Annotated in this window: 15 protein-coding genes and 1 riboswitch; of the genes, 2 read left to right on the top strand and 13 right to left on the bottom strand. The window is 67.3% G+C overall.

Features of this window, described 5'->3' with window-relative positions; all coding sequences use genetic code 11:
* Positions 1 to 27 precede the first annotated feature (27 nt).
* The 6 genes from O0880_RS11295 to O0880_RS11270 are packed head-to-tail and all read right to left on the bottom strand — an operon-like array spanning position 28 to position 5,640.
* Entirely contained in the window at positions 28 to 912 is an 885-nt protein-coding gene (locus O0880_RS11295) for an ABC transporter ATP-binding protein (protein ID WP_071323435.1), read from the bottom strand.
* Entirely contained in the window at positions 909 to 2,189 is a 1,281-nt protein-coding gene (locus O0880_RS11290) for an MFS transporter (protein ID WP_289886514.1), read from the bottom strand. Before O0880_RS11290 ends, O0880_RS11295 begins: the two co-directional genes overlap by 4 nt.
* Positions 2,182 to 2,946 (bottom strand): ABC transporter permease, encoded by a 765-nt coding sequence (locus O0880_RS11285; protein WP_289886513.1) that lies wholly within the window; start codon positions 2,944 to 2,946, stop codon positions 2,182 to 2,184. The genes O0880_RS11290 and O0880_RS11285 overlap by 8 nt, the downstream gene beginning before the upstream one ends.
* On the bottom strand, positions 2,943 to 3,803 hold the full coding sequence (locus O0880_RS11280) for an ABC transporter permease (RefSeq protein ID WP_289886512.1): 861 nt from the start codon (positions 3,801 to 3,803) through the stop codon (positions 2,943 to 2,945). Before O0880_RS11280 ends, O0880_RS11285 begins: the two co-directional genes overlap by 4 nt.
* Positions 3,800 to 4,873 carry a PhnD/SsuA/transferrin family substrate-binding protein gene (locus tag O0880_RS11275; RefSeq protein ID WP_289886511.1) on the bottom strand — a complete coding sequence of 358 codons (1,074 nt, stop codon included), beginning with the start codon at positions 4,871 to 4,873 and terminating at the stop codon, positions 3,800 to 3,802. Before O0880_RS11275 ends, O0880_RS11280 begins: the two co-directional genes overlap by 4 nt.
* A gap of 20 nt (positions 4,874 to 4,893) precedes the next feature.
* Positions 4,894 to 5,640 (bottom strand): class II aldolase/adducin family protein, encoded by a 747-nt coding sequence (locus O0880_RS11270; protein ID WP_289886510.1) that lies wholly within the window; start codon positions 5,638 to 5,640, stop codon positions 4,894 to 4,896.
* Positions 5,641 to 5,904: 264 nt separating this feature from the next.
* Here O0880_RS11270 and O0880_RS11265 point away from each other — a divergent pair, with 264 nt between their 5' ends.
* On the top strand, positions 5,905 to 6,966 hold the full coding sequence (locus O0880_RS11265) for an ABC transporter substrate-binding protein (RefSeq protein WP_289886509.1): 1,062 nt from the start codon (positions 5,905 to 5,907) through the stop codon (positions 6,964 to 6,966).
* 61 nt (positions 6,967 to 7,027) lie between these two features.
* Here O0880_RS11265 and O0880_RS11260 read toward each other — a convergent pair whose 3' ends face one another.
* From O0880_RS11260 to O0880_RS11240, 5 genes are all read right to left on the bottom strand, one after another.
* Positions 7,028 to 7,531, bottom strand: coding sequence for a 6,7-dimethyl-8-ribityllumazine synthase (locus O0880_RS11260; RefSeq protein ID WP_289886508.1), 504 nt, complete (start codon positions 7,529 to 7,531; stop codon positions 7,028 to 7,030).
* 174 nt (positions 7,532 to 7,705) lie between these two features.
* Positions 7,706 to 7,867: riboswitch (FMN riboswitch) on the bottom strand.
* A 74-nt stretch (positions 7,868 to 7,941) separates the two neighbouring features.
* On the bottom strand, positions 7,942 to 10,314 hold the full coding sequence (locus O0880_RS11255) for a TonB-dependent receptor (protein WP_289886507.1): 2,373 nt from the start codon (positions 10,312 to 10,314) through the stop codon (positions 7,942 to 7,944).
* Positions 10,315 to 10,534: 220 nt separating this feature from the next.
* A complete protein-coding gene (locus O0880_RS11250) occupies positions 10,535 to 11,689 on the bottom strand; it encodes an LLM class flavin-dependent oxidoreductase (RefSeq protein WP_289886506.1) in 1,155 nt (384 codons plus the stop codon).
* Positions 11,690 to 11,724: 35 nt separating this feature from the next.
* A complete protein-coding gene (locus tag O0880_RS11245; protein WP_289886505.1) occupies positions 11,725 to 12,804 on the bottom strand; it encodes an LLM class flavin-dependent oxidoreductase in 1,080 nt (359 codons plus the stop codon).
* A gap of 235 nt (positions 12,805 to 13,039) precedes the next feature.
* The gene (locus tag O0880_RS11240; protein ID WP_289886504.1) at positions 13,040 to 14,239 is read right to left on the bottom strand and encodes a sigma 54-interacting transcriptional regulator; all 1,200 of its coding nucleotides are present in this window, start codon (positions 14,237 to 14,239) and stop codon (positions 13,040 to 13,042) included.
* 166 nt (positions 14,240 to 14,405) lie between these two features.
* On the opposite strand from O0880_RS11240, the gene O0880_RS11235 reads away from it, so the two are divergent.
* Complete coding sequence (locus tag O0880_RS11235) at positions 14,406 to 15,737, top strand: LLM class flavin-dependent oxidoreductase (RefSeq protein WP_289886503.1); 1,332 nt, start codon at positions 14,406 to 14,408, stop codon at positions 15,735 to 15,737.
* Here O0880_RS11235 and hmgA read toward each other — a convergent pair whose 3' ends face one another.
* Positions 15,738 to 17,042 carry a homogentisate 1,2-dioxygenase gene (hmgA, locus tag O0880_RS11230; RefSeq protein ID WP_289886502.1) on the bottom strand — a complete coding sequence of 435 codons (1,305 nt, stop codon included), beginning with the start codon at positions 17,040 to 17,042 and terminating at the stop codon, positions 15,738 to 15,740.
* Positions 17,039 to 17,224: a hypothetical protein gene (locus O0880_RS11225; RefSeq protein ID WP_071323424.1), complete on the bottom strand. Its 186-nt coding sequence runs from the start codon at positions 17,222 to 17,224 to the stop codon at positions 17,039 to 17,041. Before O0880_RS11225 ends, hmgA begins: the two co-directional genes overlap by 4 nt.
* Positions 17,225 to 17,228 lie beyond the last annotated feature (4 nt).

Here is a 17,228-nt window from a genome sequence, read left to right as displayed (position 1 = left end):
CGGGTGGGTGTGTCGATCAAAGGGAAACTACAGCGCCATCCTGCGCGCCCATTCATTGCCGTCCCACAAGCTGCTGGGATGGACTTCCGCCGTCGCCAGCGGCACGTGGCTATCGTCGAGATCGCTGAAATCCGCATGCAAGCCATCGCGGATGGCGACAAAGCCCGGAGATCCCCGCTGGCGCGGGTGGGCCAGCGGCACGTCCTGCACGCGGCGCACCTTGCCCGGGCGCGCATCGAGCACGACGATGCGGTCGGCCAGGTACACGGCTTCGTCGATGTCATGCGTGACCATCACCATGGTGATGCCTTCGTCCTGCCACAGGCGGCGCAGCTCCTGCTGCAGGCGCAAGCGGGTCAGCGCATCGAGCGCACCCAGCGGCTCGTCGAGCAGCAGCACGTCGGGCCGGCCGACGAGGGCGCGGGCGATGGCGGCCCGTTGCGACATGCCGCCCGACAATTGATGCGGATACGCATCCGCATAGCCATCGAGGCCCACGCGCGTGATTTCCGCCGCCACGCGCGCGTCGCGCTCGGCCAGCGGCACCTTGGTATTGCTGAAAGCCACGGCCACGTTCTGCTGCACCGTCAGCCAGGGAAACAGGCGGTGGTCCTGGAACACGAGGCCCCGGTGCAGATCCGTGCCACGGATCGGCACGCCATCGTGCAGCAGCAAGCCCGTGTAGTCCGTGTCGAGGCCCGCCAGCAGGCGCAGCAAGGTTGATTTTCCGCAACCGGACGCCCCCACGATGGCGACGAATTCACCGGGTGCAATCGTCAGGGAAATATCGTCGAGCACCAGCAGCGGCGCGCCTTTCAGCGAAAACGACTTGCTCACGTGCTGCACCTGCAAGCCGCCGCTCAGGTGTGACCGCTGCGGCAGCAGGGTCGATGGGGAAACGAGATCATTCATGGCGCACTCTCTGCAGTAGGGGCGAGGGAAGAAACAGCGGCGGGCGACGCGCGGCGCAGCCAGCGGCTGCCGTGGAACACGAGCCAGGCGGCCAGCCAGGGCGCCAGCCAGATCAGGAACACATTGCGCAAGCCCGCCAAGTCGGCCAGGCGCCCCGCCGCCAGCGCGCCGGCCGTGCCGCCCACCATGCCGAACAGGGTCAAATGGGCCGAGACGCGCGCCTTGTCGACGGGCGCGCGCGCGATATTGTCTGTATTCACGAGGTTATTCACGCCCAGCCCCAGGCCCAGCAGCACGGAAGCGCCCAGGTAGGCGATGCTGCCGGGCCACAGGCCGAGGATCAGCAAGGCGGCCATGATGGCCAGGTGCGCGCCGCCGTACAGCTGTTCGCGATGGCGGCTGGCCAGCACGAAGCGCCCCAGGAACAGCAGCACGAGCACGCAGCTGAGTCCCTGCACGGCCATCAGCCAGACGGAGTGGTGCGCGGGCCAGTGCAGCACGCGGATTGCCAGCAGGATGGAAAACACGCCCACGCTGGATGCCGTGAAGCTGGCGAGGATTTCAAACAGATACGTGCTGCGCACGATGGGCAGGCGCAACAGCTGGCGCAGGCTGGCCGCGCCAGGCAACGGCGCCTGGCCGGCCTGCCTGCGGGGTGCCGTGTTGCCTGGCAACGTATTGTTGGGCAATACGTGCCAGCCCAGCACGGCCAGGATGGCGAACATCAGGGCCGAGATCAAGAACCCCGCCTTCAGGCCCAGCTGCGCGATCAGGTAATTGCCGCACAGGGGCCCGAGGAATTGCATGCCGAGGATCAAGGTCCCCTTGTACCAGCCGGCCTTGCCCTGCCCCAGTTCCGGCAGGCGCACGAGAAACACGGTGCTCATGGCCACGATGCGCAGCGAGATGCACAGGCCGACGAGGAACATCAGCAGGGCCACCCATTGCCAGCCCGGCAGCCACGGCAGCACGCAAAAGGCCAGCGCCAGGCTCAGGCTGACTCCGGCGTACAGGTGCCTGGGGTTGCCGCGCGACAGGATGTAGCCGGCCGGTATCGTGCCCAGCGCCATGGCCAGGGTTTCCGCGCTGCTGATCATGGCCAGCTGGAAATTGCTCACGTGCAGATGCAGTCCCAGCAGGGTGGCCAGCACCTTGTTCATGCCGATGGTCACGCCGGACAGCAGGGTCAGGCCGATAAAACGCAGCAGGAAGGCGCGCAGCTCGCCATCGCGGGCACTGATGGCCGCGTCCGGCTGGAATGGCAGGGATTCACTCACTGCTGCGCCCCTTCACCAACAGGCGCGCCAGGCGCGCAAACGCCACGTTCATCGCCTGCGCCAGCAGCGCGATCACGAGCACGGCCAGCAGGACGACGTCCATGCGGCCCGACACTTCGCCGTTGAGCAGCAGCGAACCCATGCCGGGGCCGGCCGCAAACAGCAGTTCGCCCCCCAGGCAGGCCAGCCAGGCGAACGCCAGCGCATGCGTGACACCGGTGACGATGGCCGGCATGGCGCCCGGCAGCAAGATGCGGCGCAGGGTCTGCCAACGCGTCAGGGTCAGCACCTGCCCCACTTCACGCAAGCGTCCTTCCACCTGGCGCATGCCCGCATACGTGTTGAGCACGGTCGGATAAAAGGCGGCGATGGCGATCACCAGCAGCTTGGCGCCGTCGCCATTGCCTACCCACAGGCCCAGCAAGGGAATCAGGCCAAGCAGGGGAACTTGCCGGATGCTGTGGAACAGCGGTCCGATCAGGCGCTCCGCCAGCGGCGACTGCGCCATCAGCGCGCCCGTGGCGATGCCGGCGCTGCCGCCCAGCAGCAGTCCGGCCAGGGTGCGGCCCAGGCTGGCGCGCAAATGCACCCACAGCTCGCCCGTCACGAGCAGGTCGCGCAGGCTGTGCGCCAGGTCGCCCAGCGAGACGAAGATATAGGCGGCGGCCGCGCCCTGGCCGGACGCCCATTGCCAGGCGCCCAGCAAGAACAGCGGCAACAGCGCGCCCTTGATGATACGGATCAAGCGTTGTCTCATGCCGACTCTCCCTTGGCGCCGCGCTTCCAGCGCATCAGCCGTGCTTCCAGCGCATGGCAAGCACGATCCAGCCCGAAGCCGATCACGCCCGTCAGCACCACGCCCACCATCACCACGTCGAGGCGGAACATTTGCCGGCCCATTTCCATCATCTGGCCCAGGCCGCTGTCGGCGGCCAGCAATTCCGCCCCCACCAGCACCATCCACGAACGCGACAGCGCGATGCGCATGCCCGTCAGCGCGGCCGGCACGATGGCCGGCAAGACGATCAGGCGGATGCGCTGCCAGCGCGAAAAGCAATACACTTGCGCCACCTCGAAGTAGCGCAGCGACAGGTTGCGGATGGCGTCATGCACGGCCAGCGCCACGATGAAGAAGCTGGCCTTGGCCACGATAAACACCTTGAAGCTCTCGCCTATGCCGAACAGCAGGATAAACAGGGGAATCAGGGCCACCGTCGGCAACTGGCGCAAGACATTGAAGGTGGGATCGACATAGCTGCGCAAGCCCGGCGACAGGCCCAGCACGACGCCGAAGGCCAGGCCGACGCTGGCGCCCAGGCCGAAGCCGGCCAGCAGGCGGAACAGGCTGATGCCCAGGTGCTGGCCCAGTTCGCCGCTCTCGGCCAGGTCGCGGGCCGTCAGCAGCACTTGCCAGGGAGACATCAAAATGTGCGCGGGCATCCATTCATAACTGGTGGCTATGCTCCATAGCAAGAGCAAGGCCAGCGGCGAGGCCCACACGGACCAGCGCGAGCGCACGAAGCGCCGCAGCCACGGCGTGCGCGCCGCCGCGGCCTGCGCTGGCGGCGCCGGCCTGGCGCGTGGCAAGGGGATGGCGTTGACGATGGAAGTCATGGCGTCCAGTAAGTTTGCAGTTTCAACTGCGCCAGCGCCTGGTTGACGAACTGCGGCGCGAACAGGCTATCGACTTGCAGCGGGCGCGCGATCAGCCCCGCGCTCTTCGCATACGCCGCCTCGCCCAGGTAATGCTGGCGCAGGCCGGCCCTAAACAAGGGCGACCAGCGCGCCTGCCACGGCGTGTGGTCGCCCGCCAGTTCGCGCCGCACCACGCTTTCCACCTGGCCGGACGCGGCCTCGATGCGCACGTATTCGTCTTCGCCGCCGGCGCCGGCGGCCCGGTGGTGCTCGCGCACATAGGCCGTCACCACCAGCTGGGCCAGCTGCGGATAGCTTTTCAGGAAGCCGCTGTCGGCCCACAGTTCGGCGCGCATCTTCCAGTCCTGCGGCGGCGCCTTGCTGGACCAGATGATCTTGCCGACCTTCTTATCTTCCAGCAGGAAGGCGTCGCTGAGGGTAAAGAAGGCATCGGCGCCGCCCGTCGCCACGGCCGCCGCGCCGGCCTGCGGATTGAGGTTGAGGATCTTGACGTCGCGCAAGGTCATGCCATTCGCTTCCAGCAGGCGCGCAAACGGGTATTCCCACGGCCGGCCACGGTGCAGGGCAATCCGCTTGCCCTTCAAGTCCTTGATCGAGCGGGCCGTGGCGCCGTTCGGCACCACCAGATAGGTATTGCTGAAACTGCCGCCGGGCAGGATCAGGCGCGTCTGCAAGCCCGAGGCATTGGCGATAATCGACGGCAAGTCGCCATACTGGGCCAGGTCGATCGAACGGTTGGCAAACGCTTCGTTGACTTGCGTCGCCACGGAATTGGTGGTGACGGGCACCCATTCCAGCTTCACGCCCAGCTTGCCCAGCTCGGCGGCCAGCCAGCCTTGCGCGGCCACCTGGGCGGCCGAACCGGCAAACACGGTCTTGCCCGACGGCGCCGTGCGCGCCACGACGGCGATGCGCACGGCGGCCGGCAGCGGCTCGGCGGCGGCCGCAATCGACGGCACCAGCAGGCTGGCCGCCAGGGCGGCGGCGACTGCCTTGCGCCAGGTCAAACGTAAGAATTTCAATGACATTGCGGACCTGTTCTTGAAAGTTATACCAAGTCGGTGGCAGGAAGCAGGGAAAGAGCGCGCGCCGTGTCGATCAGCTTGCTCATCTTCCACTGCTGCAGCAGCACGCCGGGGCCGAAGTCGCGCGAGCCGCCGATGGCTTCGGCCGCGATCTGGATCTGCGCGCCCTCTTCCAGCAGCAAAATGAATTCGGCCAGCTTCAGCAAGCCCTGCTTGCCCCACACGGTGGCGCCGCCATTCGCTTCCAGGATGGCCGTGGCGTGCGTGTTGCGCGCGATTTCGCCGAGGATGAAATCGACTTCGGGCTGGCGGCGGTCGATATAGATGGGAATTTCGCGTATCAGCTGGTAGCGCTGCACGGGCACGTAGCGGATCGGCAGGGTGCGGTGCGTCTGCGCCCACGCGCCGAGCGACGGCGAATGCACGTGCGAGATCGAGGTGACCTCGGGCCGCTCGCGGAACAGTTTTAGATAGCGCGCGCCGCCGTTGTTGGCGTCGCCCACGATCACCGTGCCGTCCAGCGCCAGCACGGCCGCCTTCAGGGGCTGGCCGCGGCGGAACGGGCCCGGATCGTTGACCACCACCACCTTGTCGCCGCCCGGCGTGCGCTCGACGAAGCCCACCGTGCCGTTGGCCGTCAGGCTGCCCGTCTCGCGCAAGCCGTCGAAGGCCGTCTGCGCATCGCGCCGCACCTGCTCCACGAAGGCCAGTTCGGCCGCCGTCAGCTCCTGGGTTTCTGCTTGTGCTTCCGCTTGTGCCACGTCCGTCATGTCATGCTCCATTCAGTTTGGGTTAGGGATACGGGTCGCTCCTGCCCCTACTTTCGCAAGACGCGTGCCAGCGCCAGGGGCCGGGGAAATGGCGGATGGCTGCTGCTGGCGCAACAGCGGCTGCTGGCGCGGCAGCAGCGCCAGGCGCCGGCGCTGTCGGCCAGCCAGCAAGCACAGGGCCGGGCCAGATCCGGCGGACCAGGCCCCGGCAGCGGGCATGTTTCGTGCAGCGCCTGGTCTTCCCTCACCTCACCAAGGAATCCCATGACTACCGCAACCTCCGCTGGCGCCGATACCGTCGATACCGTCTGGTTCACGCGCTGCCCCGTGCCCACGGCCACGGGCCTGGCCTACAAGCTGGGCTGGCTGGAAGAGGAATTCGCCCGCGACGGCATCGCCCTGAAAACCCTGCAGGAAGTGGGCGGCGAACTGGCGCGCCACCATTACGACCATGGCCTGTCCACGCTCGTGCGCGAAGGCGGCAACCTGCTGGCCCTGCCCGCGCGCGCGCAAGGGGCGCCCACGCGCCTGATCGGCCTCACATGGATAGACGAATGGCAAGCCATCCTCGTGCGCCCCGGCGCCGGCATCGCGACGCCGGCGCAGCTGCAGGGCAAGCGCCTGGCGCTGCCCGCCTTCCGCGCCGAGGATTTGCGCGAGAACCGGCGCGGCCGCAGCATCGCGCGCGGCATGAGCCTGGCCGGCTACAAGGGCGTGCTGGCGTCGGCCGGCTTGACGCTCGACGACGTGCGGCTGGTGGAAGTGGGAGGCGAGGCGCCAGCGGCGCAGAACCTGGGCGCGGGGCTATGGCAAGGCATAGGCCCGCTGCTGCGCGGCGAAGTCGACGCCGTCTACGTGAAAGGCGCGGCGGCGGCCGAGGCGGCACGCGCGGCGGGGCTGGAAGTGGGCATCGACATCGACGCCCTGCCCGACCGCCGCTTCCGCGTGAATAACGGCACGCCGCGCCCGATCACCGTGCATGAAACGATGCTGGAGCAGCACTTCGAGCTGGTCGTGCGCTTTCTGACGCAGACGCTGCGCGCCGCGCACTGGGCGCGCAGCCACCCGGCCGACGTGCTGGCCATCCTGCAGGGCGAGACGCGGGCCGGCGCCGACGCCGTGGCCGAAGCCTACCGCGACGGTTTTCATTTGACGCTGGCGCCCGACCTGTCCGACGAGAAGGTGGCCCTGTTCCGCCAGCAGAAGGATTTCCAGCTGCAGCACGGTTTCCTCGACCGCGACGTCGACATCGACGCCTGGATCGACCGCCGCCCCCTGGAGGAAGCGCAGCGGCGGCTGGCGGCGCTGCTGCAGCAGGCGGCGTAAAAAAGGCCAGCGCATCCAGATGCGCTGGCCCCGGCATTGCCGCTACGCGGCAAACGGCCGCTTAGGCGGCCAGCGCCGCATGCGGCGCACTGGCCGGTTGCGCCAGCCGCTGCAGCGAATGGATGGTGGCCGCGCAAGCCGTGGCCAGTTCCGCGCCCTTGACCTTGAAGTGCTGGAAGTAGAACTCCTGGTGTTCGTGGCCCGCGTGGAAGTGATGCGGAGTCAGCACGGCCGACAGCACGGGCACGCCCGTCGCCAGCTGCACCTGCATCATGCCGGAAATGACGGCGTCGGCGACGAAGTCATGGCGGTAGATGCCGCCGTCGACCACCAGCGCGGAAGCGGCAATCGCCGCGTACCGGCCGCTCCTGGCCAGCGCTTGCGCATGCAGGGGGATTTCAAAGGCGCCGGCGACGTCGACGACATCGATCTCGCCCTCGGCAAAGCCGAGGACCGCCATGTCAGCGATGAAGGACAAGCGGCATTGGGCGACGATGTCGCGGTGCCAGCCCGCCTGGATGAAAGCGATGCGCTTGCCGGGTGCGGCGTGTGAAGGTTGTGACATATAAGAAACTCCTGTTTTCAAGAATGATAAAAACAGGGCATGGGATCGAAGGGGATATGACAGGCGCAGAACAGCCGCGCCCTACTGCGCATGCAGACATACGCGCACGCGCACCGACGGCAAACGCAGGCCGTCCATGCGCCGGGCGCAGGCCGGCAGCAACACAATGATACATCCCGCTCTCTCTTTATCCGGACTATACCGTCGGCCCCGGAATCACACCGGGTCTGCTGACCTTGCCGTCCCGGTCCGAAGACCGTGCCGGCAAGCGCTCGCGGGCTAGGCACGCATGCCATTACCGCCGGTGGGGAATCGCACCCCGCCCTGAGAACGTTGCGTGGCTGCCGCACAGGGTGCGGCAGCCACGCCCGGCGACTATAGCATATCGCCCCTGTCCCTGCCCCGCGCGCCTAGAACTGCAGCGTGTACGACGCCCCCACCGTGCGGCCCTGGCCGATGATGACGGTGTCGCCATTCACCGCGCCCGGCACGAAGCTGGTGAGCGTATGGTTGCGGTAGACCTTGTCGGCCAGGTTGTTCGCATACGCCGTGATCCGTTGCTTGCCGCCCGGCAGCACATACGACAGGCGCGCATTGGCCAGCGCGAAGCCGCCCTGGTTCAGCAAGCCGCGCGCGTCGCTTTGCGGGTCGACATAGTAGTACTGCTTCGACGTGTAGCGCACGTCGCCGCTGAAGACCAGCTGCGCGCCATTGCCCAGCGGGTAGCGGTAGTCGGCCGCCAGCAGGGCCGTCACATGGGGCGAGCGCACGAATTCATTGCCGGAACGGTCGCCGCCATTGTTCTGGATGGCGAAATCGTCGAATTGCGTGCGCAGCAGGCCCACGTTGGCGTTGACGTGCAGATTGTCCGTCGGCTGCGCCTCGACCTCGAATTCGGCGCCATTCACGTGGGCCTTGCGCACGTTCTGCAGGTAGTTCACGCTTTGCGTGGGGTCGCCGTTGTACACGCCCGTGATATTCACCTGCACGTTCTTGTAGTCATAGTGGAAGACGTTGGCGTTGAAATTCAGGCGGCCATCCAGCCATTCGGACTTGATGCCCGCCTCGAACGAGTTCAGGGTCTCCGGCTTCACCGTGTTCAGGGCGCGCACGTCCGTGGCGCTCGTGTTGTAGCCGCCCGACTTGATGCCGTGCGCGTATTTCAGGTAGCCGCGCAGGGTGCGGCTGAAGCGGTACTCGGGCGTCACGTCGTAGGTCAGCGCATTCCACGTGGTCGAGGGATTCGACGTGAAGTTGTTGTTGGCCACGGAGGCGGCCGCGTAATTGCCACCCCGGACCGTGTTCCACCAGTTGGACGGATCGCCGAACGTCACCGTGTTCGATGCGGCCTGCACGCGGCGCAGGTCCAGGTCCTTGGTTTCCGTGGTCCAGCGCAGGCCGAACGTGGACAGCAGCTGCTCGCTGAAGTTGACGGTCGTGCTGCCGAAGATGGCCGCGCTGCGCGCCTTGTGCTGGTAGATGGTGCGGTTGTAGCCGACGGGCTGCGTGCTGCCCGCCAGCGCCGGCACCGTGCCGTTGGGCAGGCGCGCGCCGGCCGCATCGGAATCGATCTTTTCATTGAAGTAGAACAGGCCCGCCACCCAGCTCACGGCGCCGTTCTGCGGCGACGTCAATCTCAGCTCCTGCGACACCTGGCGGCTGCTCGCCTTCGAGCGGCTGCGCCCCACTTCCAGCGGCGTGTTGTCGCTGTCGCCCGTCGCCTCGTTGCGGAAGTTTTCATAGCCGGTGATCGAGGTCAGGGTCAGCTCGCCCAGCGCGTATTCCAGGTTCAGCTGGGCGCCGCCCTGTTTCACGTCGCTGTCGGCCGGCGCGTTCGTGCTCACGTCGTCCGGATTCGTGCTGGGGACGTAGCCATTGCGGTAGACGCCATTGGCGCCATAGCTGGCCACCGTGGTGGTGGCGCCCTTGGTCGTGTAGTCGCGGTAATGCAGGTTCAGATTGGCCGTCAGGTCGCGCCCGATCAGGGCCTTGAGCTGGCCGCGGATGGCGCTGTCCTTGAGTTTTCCATCGCGCTCGCCCGTAAACAGGTTGCGGAAGCGGCCCCGGTCCTGCTGCTCCGTGTGGAAGGACAGCCGCCCCGCCAGCACCTCGTCGACCAGCGCGCCGCCGATGGCCCCTTCGGCCAGCTTGGTGTCGTAGCTGCCGTAGTCCAGCTTGGCGTAGCCGCTGGACTTGAACGAGGGCTTGCGCGAAATGACGTTGATGGCGCCGCCCGTCGTATTCTTGCCCCACAGGGTGCCCTGCGGCCCGCGCAGCACTTCCACCCGGTCCAGGTCGAACAGGGGAAAGCCCGTGGCGCTGGAGTTGCTGATGTAGACGTCGTCGAGATAGAAGCCGACGGGATTGGGGAAGTCGATCTGCTGCTGGCCAGCGCCGACGCCGCGTATCCACCAGCGCGGGCGGCCATGCTGCTGCGTGCCGGCCGAGGCGTTCGGCACGTAATTGAGGATTTCGCTGGCCGAGCGGCCGATGCCCGTGTCGAGCAGCTCCTTGCCGCCCAGGACCGTGATCGCGCTCGGCACCTTCTGCGCGGATTCCTCGCGCTTTTGCGCCGTCACCGTCACCGATTGCAAGGAGGCGCCCTCGCCGGCGCCGTTCGCGTCGGCCGTGGCGATGACATCGGCGGCAGGCGTTTCCGCATGGGCCATGCCATGGACCAGCATCCAGCCGCCGATGGCGAAGGCCGAGCGCAGCGCGCGGCGCACTGGCGTCAAATGGAAGGGGAATGAAGAAATGGCAGCGGGGGCAGTCGTACGGCGCATGGGTAGTTATCCTTGATGAAAGTCAAAACGCGAGATGGTGATGACTGTCATTGCAAGGCGCATGCCCGCTGCCGCAGCGCAGCAAAATGTGAGTCAAGTGCTTGATTTCAAAGGAAGACTAGCATGATGATAGTGCTGTTGATTTGGCAGCAGCGGCGCTGCCGCGTGCTGCCTGCGCGACAGCAGGCCATGGCGCTGCTGTCGCGGCAACAGGGGATACTTAGGCGGCGCGCAGCAGGGCCGACGTATGTCCGCGCACCAGCGGCAGCACTTCCTCGCCCACGCGGTAGGCCTCTTCCAGGTGCGGCGTGCTGGCCAGGATGAAGGCGTCGGCGCCCAGCTGCACCAGCTCGTCGAGGCGCTCGGCCACCTGCTGGTAGCTGCCGACGATGCCCTGCGTCTGCCCGCCGCGCAGCAGATTGAAGCCAGACCAGATGTTCGGCGCCGTGATCAGGTCCTTGTAGCTGTTCAGGGTGGTCGGGCGGTTGCCGCGCTGGCGCGCCGCGCCCACGGAATCGCCGCCATCGGCGCTGAGGAACTGGCGCAGGGTGGCGGCATCGACGGCGTCGAAGCCCTTGCGCACTTCGTCCCAGGCCTCCTCTTCCGTGGCGCGGGCGACAATGTCGACGCGCACGGCGCACTTGATCTTGCGCCCCAGCAGCGCCGTCTTTTCATGCACGCGGGCGAATTTCTCGCGCAGCTGCTCGAAGGGCTCGAGCCACGTCAGGTAGTAATCCGCATGCTTCGACGCGGAACCGAGGGCCGCGTCGGACGAGCCGGAAAAATAAATCTCGGGGAAGTCCTGCTCCGCCAGCGGCGTGGCCAGGCCCGCATCTTCCACCTGGTAGAACTTGCCCTGGTAGGAAAACGGCCCGCCGCGCCACACGCCGCGCACCACATCGAGGAATTCCGTCGTGCGCGTATAGCGGTCGTCGTGGCCGGCCGCATCGCCCCACCACAGTTGCGCCGGCCCGCCGCCGCCCGTGATGACGTTGTACAGGGCGCGCCCGCCCGTGGCCCGCTGCAGGCTGGCCGTCATGCGCGCGGCCACCACGGGGTTGAGGAAACCGGGCTGGAACGGGATCATGAAGCGGAAGGTGCGCGTCTCGCGCGCCAGCAGCGCGGAAATGGCCCACGGCTCGTCCGTCATGGGAAACGAGGGAATCAGGCCGCCCTGGAAGCCCGATATTTCGGCCGCGCGGGCGATTTCCGCCAGGTAGTCGATGTAGGTGAAACCGTCGGCGCCGCCGCCACCGAGGCCGGCCTGGCGCAGGTTGTCGTTGCCGGGAAACCAGTCGCCGCGAAACGGCGTGCGGGCGCGGTGCGAACTCGGTTCGCCATGCGTGGGAATGCGCCAGAAAAAATCGATTGCCATCAGGGATGCTCCTTCAGTAAGGTGGATACAGGAATTCAGGCCGCTTGCCGTTGCGCGCTCAAGGCTGCCCGCACGCGTGGCAGCACATGCTCGCCGATGCGGTAGGCTTCCTCGAAATGCGGGATGGCCGCCAGCACGAAGCTGGACACGCCGGCCTGCGCATATGCCTCCAGCGCGGCGCCGACCTGTTCATAGCTGCCGACCAGGGCGCCATGGGCGCCCGTTTGCGCCTGCGCAAAGCCGGGCCAGAAAGCGGCCGCGCCATCGTCGAACGGGGCATCGTCGGCCAGCCCCGCCCCGCGGCGATAGCGGCGCGCATCGCGCAAGGCTTCTTCAAGCGTTTCGCGGGCCAGCACGTCGATGCGCAAGCCCGCCGCCACCGTGCGGCCCAGCTGGCGCGCCTGCGTGTGCAGCCTGTCGATGGCCGGCTGCAAGGCCGCCACGGGCGCCGCGTCGAACACGTGCACGTCGGCCTGGCGCGCCGACAGCTCCAGCGCCTCGGGGCTATCGCCCGTCAGGTAGATGCCGTTGAGCGGGTGGTTCGCCAGCGGCCCCTTGAAGCCGCCATCCTGCACTTCGAAAAACCTGCCCTTGAAGCTGAAGGGAGAAGCATTCTGCACGCCGCGCGCCACCGTGATGAATTCATCGATGCGCGGCACGATATCGGCGTCCGGCGCCGCATCGCCCTGGCGCCGGCGCGCTGCCGCATCGCCGCCATGCGCGATCTGCCAGGCGAAGCGCCCGCCCGTGAAGCGCTGGAAGCTGACGGCGTTCTTTGCCGCGTACACGGCCGAACCCCAGGCCGCATCGAATTCGGCGATCAGTTTCAAATGGCGCGTGCTGCGCGCCAGGTAGCCGGCGACGATCCAGCTTTCATCGCCCTGCGTATCGTGGCGCACCTGGATGCCGTCGAAGCCGGACAGGTCCGCCGCGCGGGCGATCTGGTGCAGGTAGTCGTAGTAATTGAACGGCGGACGCGCGCCGCGCGGGTCGCTCACGCCCGCCTGCAGGGGGCTGGGCGCGCCGGCGGCCCGTTCGCCGCGGCGCGTGACGCCGGGCGCCGCATGGCGGCCGTCGCCGCTGGTGGGCAATTGCCAGATGAATTCAATGGTCATGCATGGACTCCTGTCGTGGATAGAAGAAAATACCGCCGCACATTGCGCGCCGCGGCCTGCCCCACCCTCCTCGCAGAAAACATGCCATGTGCTGGACACCCACCGGCGCCCGACACTGCTGCCTATGCAGCAAGCGGCTGCATCCTGGCCAGCAGACTGCTGCATAGGCAGCAGCCATGAAAAAAGCCGGAGCCCGCATGGCTGCGGGTCCGGCTCCAGGGGAGAAGTCGCAAGGCTAATCGATGGCGCCCGCTTTTTTCAGGAAGGTGCGCAGGATGTTGCGGCTCAGGTTCAGGTGCTTGGCCGTGCGCACCTGGTTGCGCTCATTGCGCTCCCACGCGGTGCGCACCAGCTCCTGCTGCATGGCTTCGAATGCCACGGCTTCGCCCGAGTCGAGCAAGACTTGCCAGGCGCGGGCGAAGCGTTCGGCGGCCAGCGAGTCGTCCTGCGCGGCCGCGCCGTGTGCCGCGTAGGCGATGTCGGCGCCGCCGGCCCAGGCATCTGGAGCAGGCACATGGGCCGTCGCGGGTGCGGCAGCCACTGCGCGGTGCCAGCCCGACAAACTCAAGTCCTCGGCGCGCACGACGCCGCTGCGGCACACGAGCAGCGCGCGGTGGATGACGTTTTCCAGTTCGCGGATATTGCCCGGCCACGGATAGGCCAGCAAGGCTTGCTGCGCATCGGCCCCCAGCTCCACTTCGCCCAGGTGCAATCGCTGCGCATAGATGGCCATGAAGTGGCGCGTCAGCGGCATGACGTCGCCCGGACGCTCGCGCAGCGGCCGCAGCGGCAGGCCGATCACCTGCAGCCGGTAATACAGGTCTTCGCGGAAGCGCCCGGCCCGCACGGCTTCGGCCAGGTCCACATTCGTCGCGGCGATCAGGCGCACGTCGATGGGAATGGCGCGCCGCGCGCCCAGGCGCACCACTTCGCGCTCCTGCAGCACGCGCAGCAGCTTGACCTGCATCGCCAGCGGCAAGTCGCCGATTTCATCGAGGAACAGGGTGCCGCCGCTGGCCGTCTCGAACCAGCCCGGCTTGCCCTGCTGCGCGCCCGTGAACGCCCCCCGTTCATAGCCAAACAGTTCGCTCTCGACGAGGGTTTCGGAAAACGCGCCGCAGTTAATCGCCACAAAGGGCTGCTCGGCGCGCCCGCTCAAGCCATGCACGTGGCGCGCGATCAGCTCCTTGCCGGTGCCCGTCTCGCCCGTGATCAGCACCGTCGCCTCGCTGGGAGCGATGCGTTCGATCAGTTCGTGCAACTGGCGCGAGTGGGGGTCGGCAAAGACAAACGCCGTGGCGCGCACCAGCAAGCTCATTTGCTGCGGGTCGCGGAAGGCAACCAGCGCGCCGTCGTCATCGGCACTGCCCGCGCCGCGGGCCAGGTGGGCGCTGCGCGCAAAGTCGCTGCTGAAGTTGTGGGCGAGGAGTTCCATGCGCCGACTATACCGCGCAAAAAGCGCCGGCGTGAACGAATGGTGCCGTTCTAGCTTATCCGGATTTTGCATATGCCCGCTGCTGCTCAGGTGCGGCTCCGGTGCTGGCCCGAACCTTGCAATGGCAGTGGAGCAGGCAATGTCGCCTGCCCACCACGGAACTCCCATGCCGCCACGCCAGCTCGTCCTGAATGTCTTCCTGCAACGCCACGGCCACCACCCTGCCGCCTGGCGCCACCCATCGGCCAGCGCCAGCGGACGGCCCGACCTGGCCTGGTGGCTGCGCGCCGCCCAGCTGGCCGAGGCGGCCAAATTCGACAGTTTTTTCATTGCCGACTTCATCGGCCGCGCCGGCGACGTCGCGCCGGAAACGGGCCGCGCCGCCATCGGCCTGCCGTTCGAGCCCTTCACCCTGCTATCGGCCATCGCCGCCGTCACCAGCCGTATCGGCCTGATCGCCACCGTCAACACCAATTATGAACATCCGTATCACGTGGCGCGCAAATTCAGTTCGCTCGACCACCTGAGCGGCGGGCGCGCGGGCTGGAACGTCGTTTCCTCGTTCGGCGAACACACGGCGCGCAATTTCGGCATCGATGCACCGCGCAGTCACGCGGAGCGTTATGCGCGCGCCGACGAATTCGTCGCCCTCTCCAGGGCCCTGTGGGATAGCTGGGATGACGATGCCTTCGACCGGCCCGACCGCGCCAGCGGCCAGTTCTACCAGCCGGCGGCAGGCCACGCGCTGGACTTCCACGGCGAGCATTTCGCCTCGCAAGGCTTGCTGGACTTGCCCCGGCCCGTGCAGGGCCACCCCGTGCTGGTGCAGGCGGGCAATTCCGACACGGGCCGCGAATTTGCCGCGCGCCAGGCCGAGATGGTGTACTGCTCGGCCACCTCGCTGCCCGTGGCGCAGGCGTATTACGCGGACGTGAAAGGGCGCATGGCGAAATACGGCCGCGCCGAAGATCAGCTGAAGGTCACGCCAGGGCTGTCGGTGGTGGTGGCGGAAAGCGACCAGCAGGCGCAGGACCAGTTCGGCGAGCTGCAATCGCTGGTCGACTTCAGCAACCTGGAATTTGGCGGTTTTGACCTCGCCGGCTATCCGCTCGACGGCCCCCTGCCCGACCTGCCCTATCAGGCGGGGGACAACGGCAAGGGACGCTTTGCGCAGCAGCTGGAACTGGCGCGCCGCGAGCACCTGACCCTGCGCCAGCTGGTGCTGCGCTTTCGCGTGGCGCGCGGCCACTTGCAAGCGATCGGCTCCGTCAGGACCGTGGCCGACCAGATGGAACAGTGGTTCACGGAACGGGGCGCGGACGGTTTCAACGTCGTGCCGCCGCTGCTGCCGCAAGGCTTCGAGGATTTTACCCGCCTCGTGGTGCCGGAACTGCAGCGACGCGGCCTGTTCCGCACCGAATATGCAGGCAACACCCTGCGCGACCACCTGGGACTGGCGCGGCCCGTCAATCCGCACACCCGGGCGCGGGCCGCTTGACTAGGCCTGGTCCGGGTCGAAGTGCTTGCGCAAGCCTTGCCAGCACTCGAAATAATCATTTTGCAGCAGGCCGCCGTTCAAGGCGAATGGCGTCGGCTTGATGATGGTGCGCGTCTCGAACATGAAGGCCATGGTGTCGCCCACCTTCACGGGCGCCGACGTGTCGCTGTGCGAGGCGCGCTCGAAGGTCTGCGCATCGGGGCCATGGCCGGACATGCAGTTGTGCAGGCTGGCGCCGCCCGGCACGAAACCGGCCGCCTTGGCGTCGTACACGCCGTGGATCAGCCCCATGAATTCGCTGGCCACGTTGCGGTGGAACCAGGGCGGGCGGAACGTGTGTTCGGCGGCCAGCCAGCGCGGCGGGAAGATGGCGAAGTCGATGGCGCCCAGTTGCGGGTTTTCGCTGGGCGCTTGCAGCACGAGGAAGATCGACGGGTCCGGGTGGTCGTAGCTGATCGAGCCGATGGTGTTAAAGCGGCGCAAATCATATTTATACGGCGCGTAATTGCCATGCCAGGCCACCACGTCCAGCGGCGAATGATCGAGCGTCGTGCGCCACAAATGGCCGCCGAACTTGGCCACCAGCTCGCACTCGCCCTCGATATCCTCGTACGCGGCATGCGGCGTGAGGAAATCGCGGGCGTTCGCCAGGCCGTTCGAGCCGATGGGCCCCATGTCCGGCAGGCGAAACGCCGTGCCGAAGTTTTCGCACACATAGCCGCGCGCCTGGCCGTCGGGTAGGGTCACGCGAAAGCGCACGCCGCGCGGGATGACGGCGATTTCCTGCGGCTCCAGCTCGATCAGGCCCAGCTCCGTGGCGATGGCCAGCCGGCCCTGCTGCGGCACGACCAGCAGCTCGCCGTCGGCCGAGTAAAAGAAGCGCTGCATGGGCCGGTTCGCCGCATACAGGTGGATGGCGCAGCCGCTCATCGCTTCCGCGCTGCCATTGCCGGCCATCGTCACGAGGCCATCGATGAAATCCGTCGCCTGGCCGGCATCGGGCAGCGGCAGCGGATCCCAGCGCAGCTGGTTCGGCGGCGTCGGCGGCATCGCATGGAAATCGCTGACGATGCGGGGATTCGCCAGCAGGGTAAACGGCGGATGCCGGCTGGCAGGACGGATGCGGTACAGCCACGAGCGCCGGTTCTGCGCGCGCGGCGCCGTGAAGGCCGTGCCCGACAACTGTTCCGCATACAGGCCCAGGGGCGCCTGCTGCGGCGAATTCTGTCCCTGCGGCAAGGCGCCGGGCACGGCTTCCGTGGCAAATTCGTTGCCGAAGCCGCTTTGATAACCGGCGCCTATCATACGGGCTCCGCCAGGCCTTCGGCCGCGTCGCGCAGCAAGCCCTGCACCACGTCGGCCTTGCCGATGGCGCCCATGGCCAGCAAGGCGAAGCGGGCCAGCAGCAGCGGCGCGCGCTGCTCGCCCACGCCGCCCATGGTGTGGCACAGCTCGGTATAAAGATTATCGAGTTCGATGTCCGTCATATTG

Origin of the sequence: Janthinobacterium sp. SUN118 (genome assembly GCF_030397695.1) — a bacterium.
Classification (GTDB): domain Bacteria; phylum Pseudomonadota; class Gammaproteobacteria; order Burkholderiales; family Burkholderiaceae_D; genus Janthinobacterium.
This window is presented reverse-complemented; position numbering and strand designations above follow the sequence as displayed.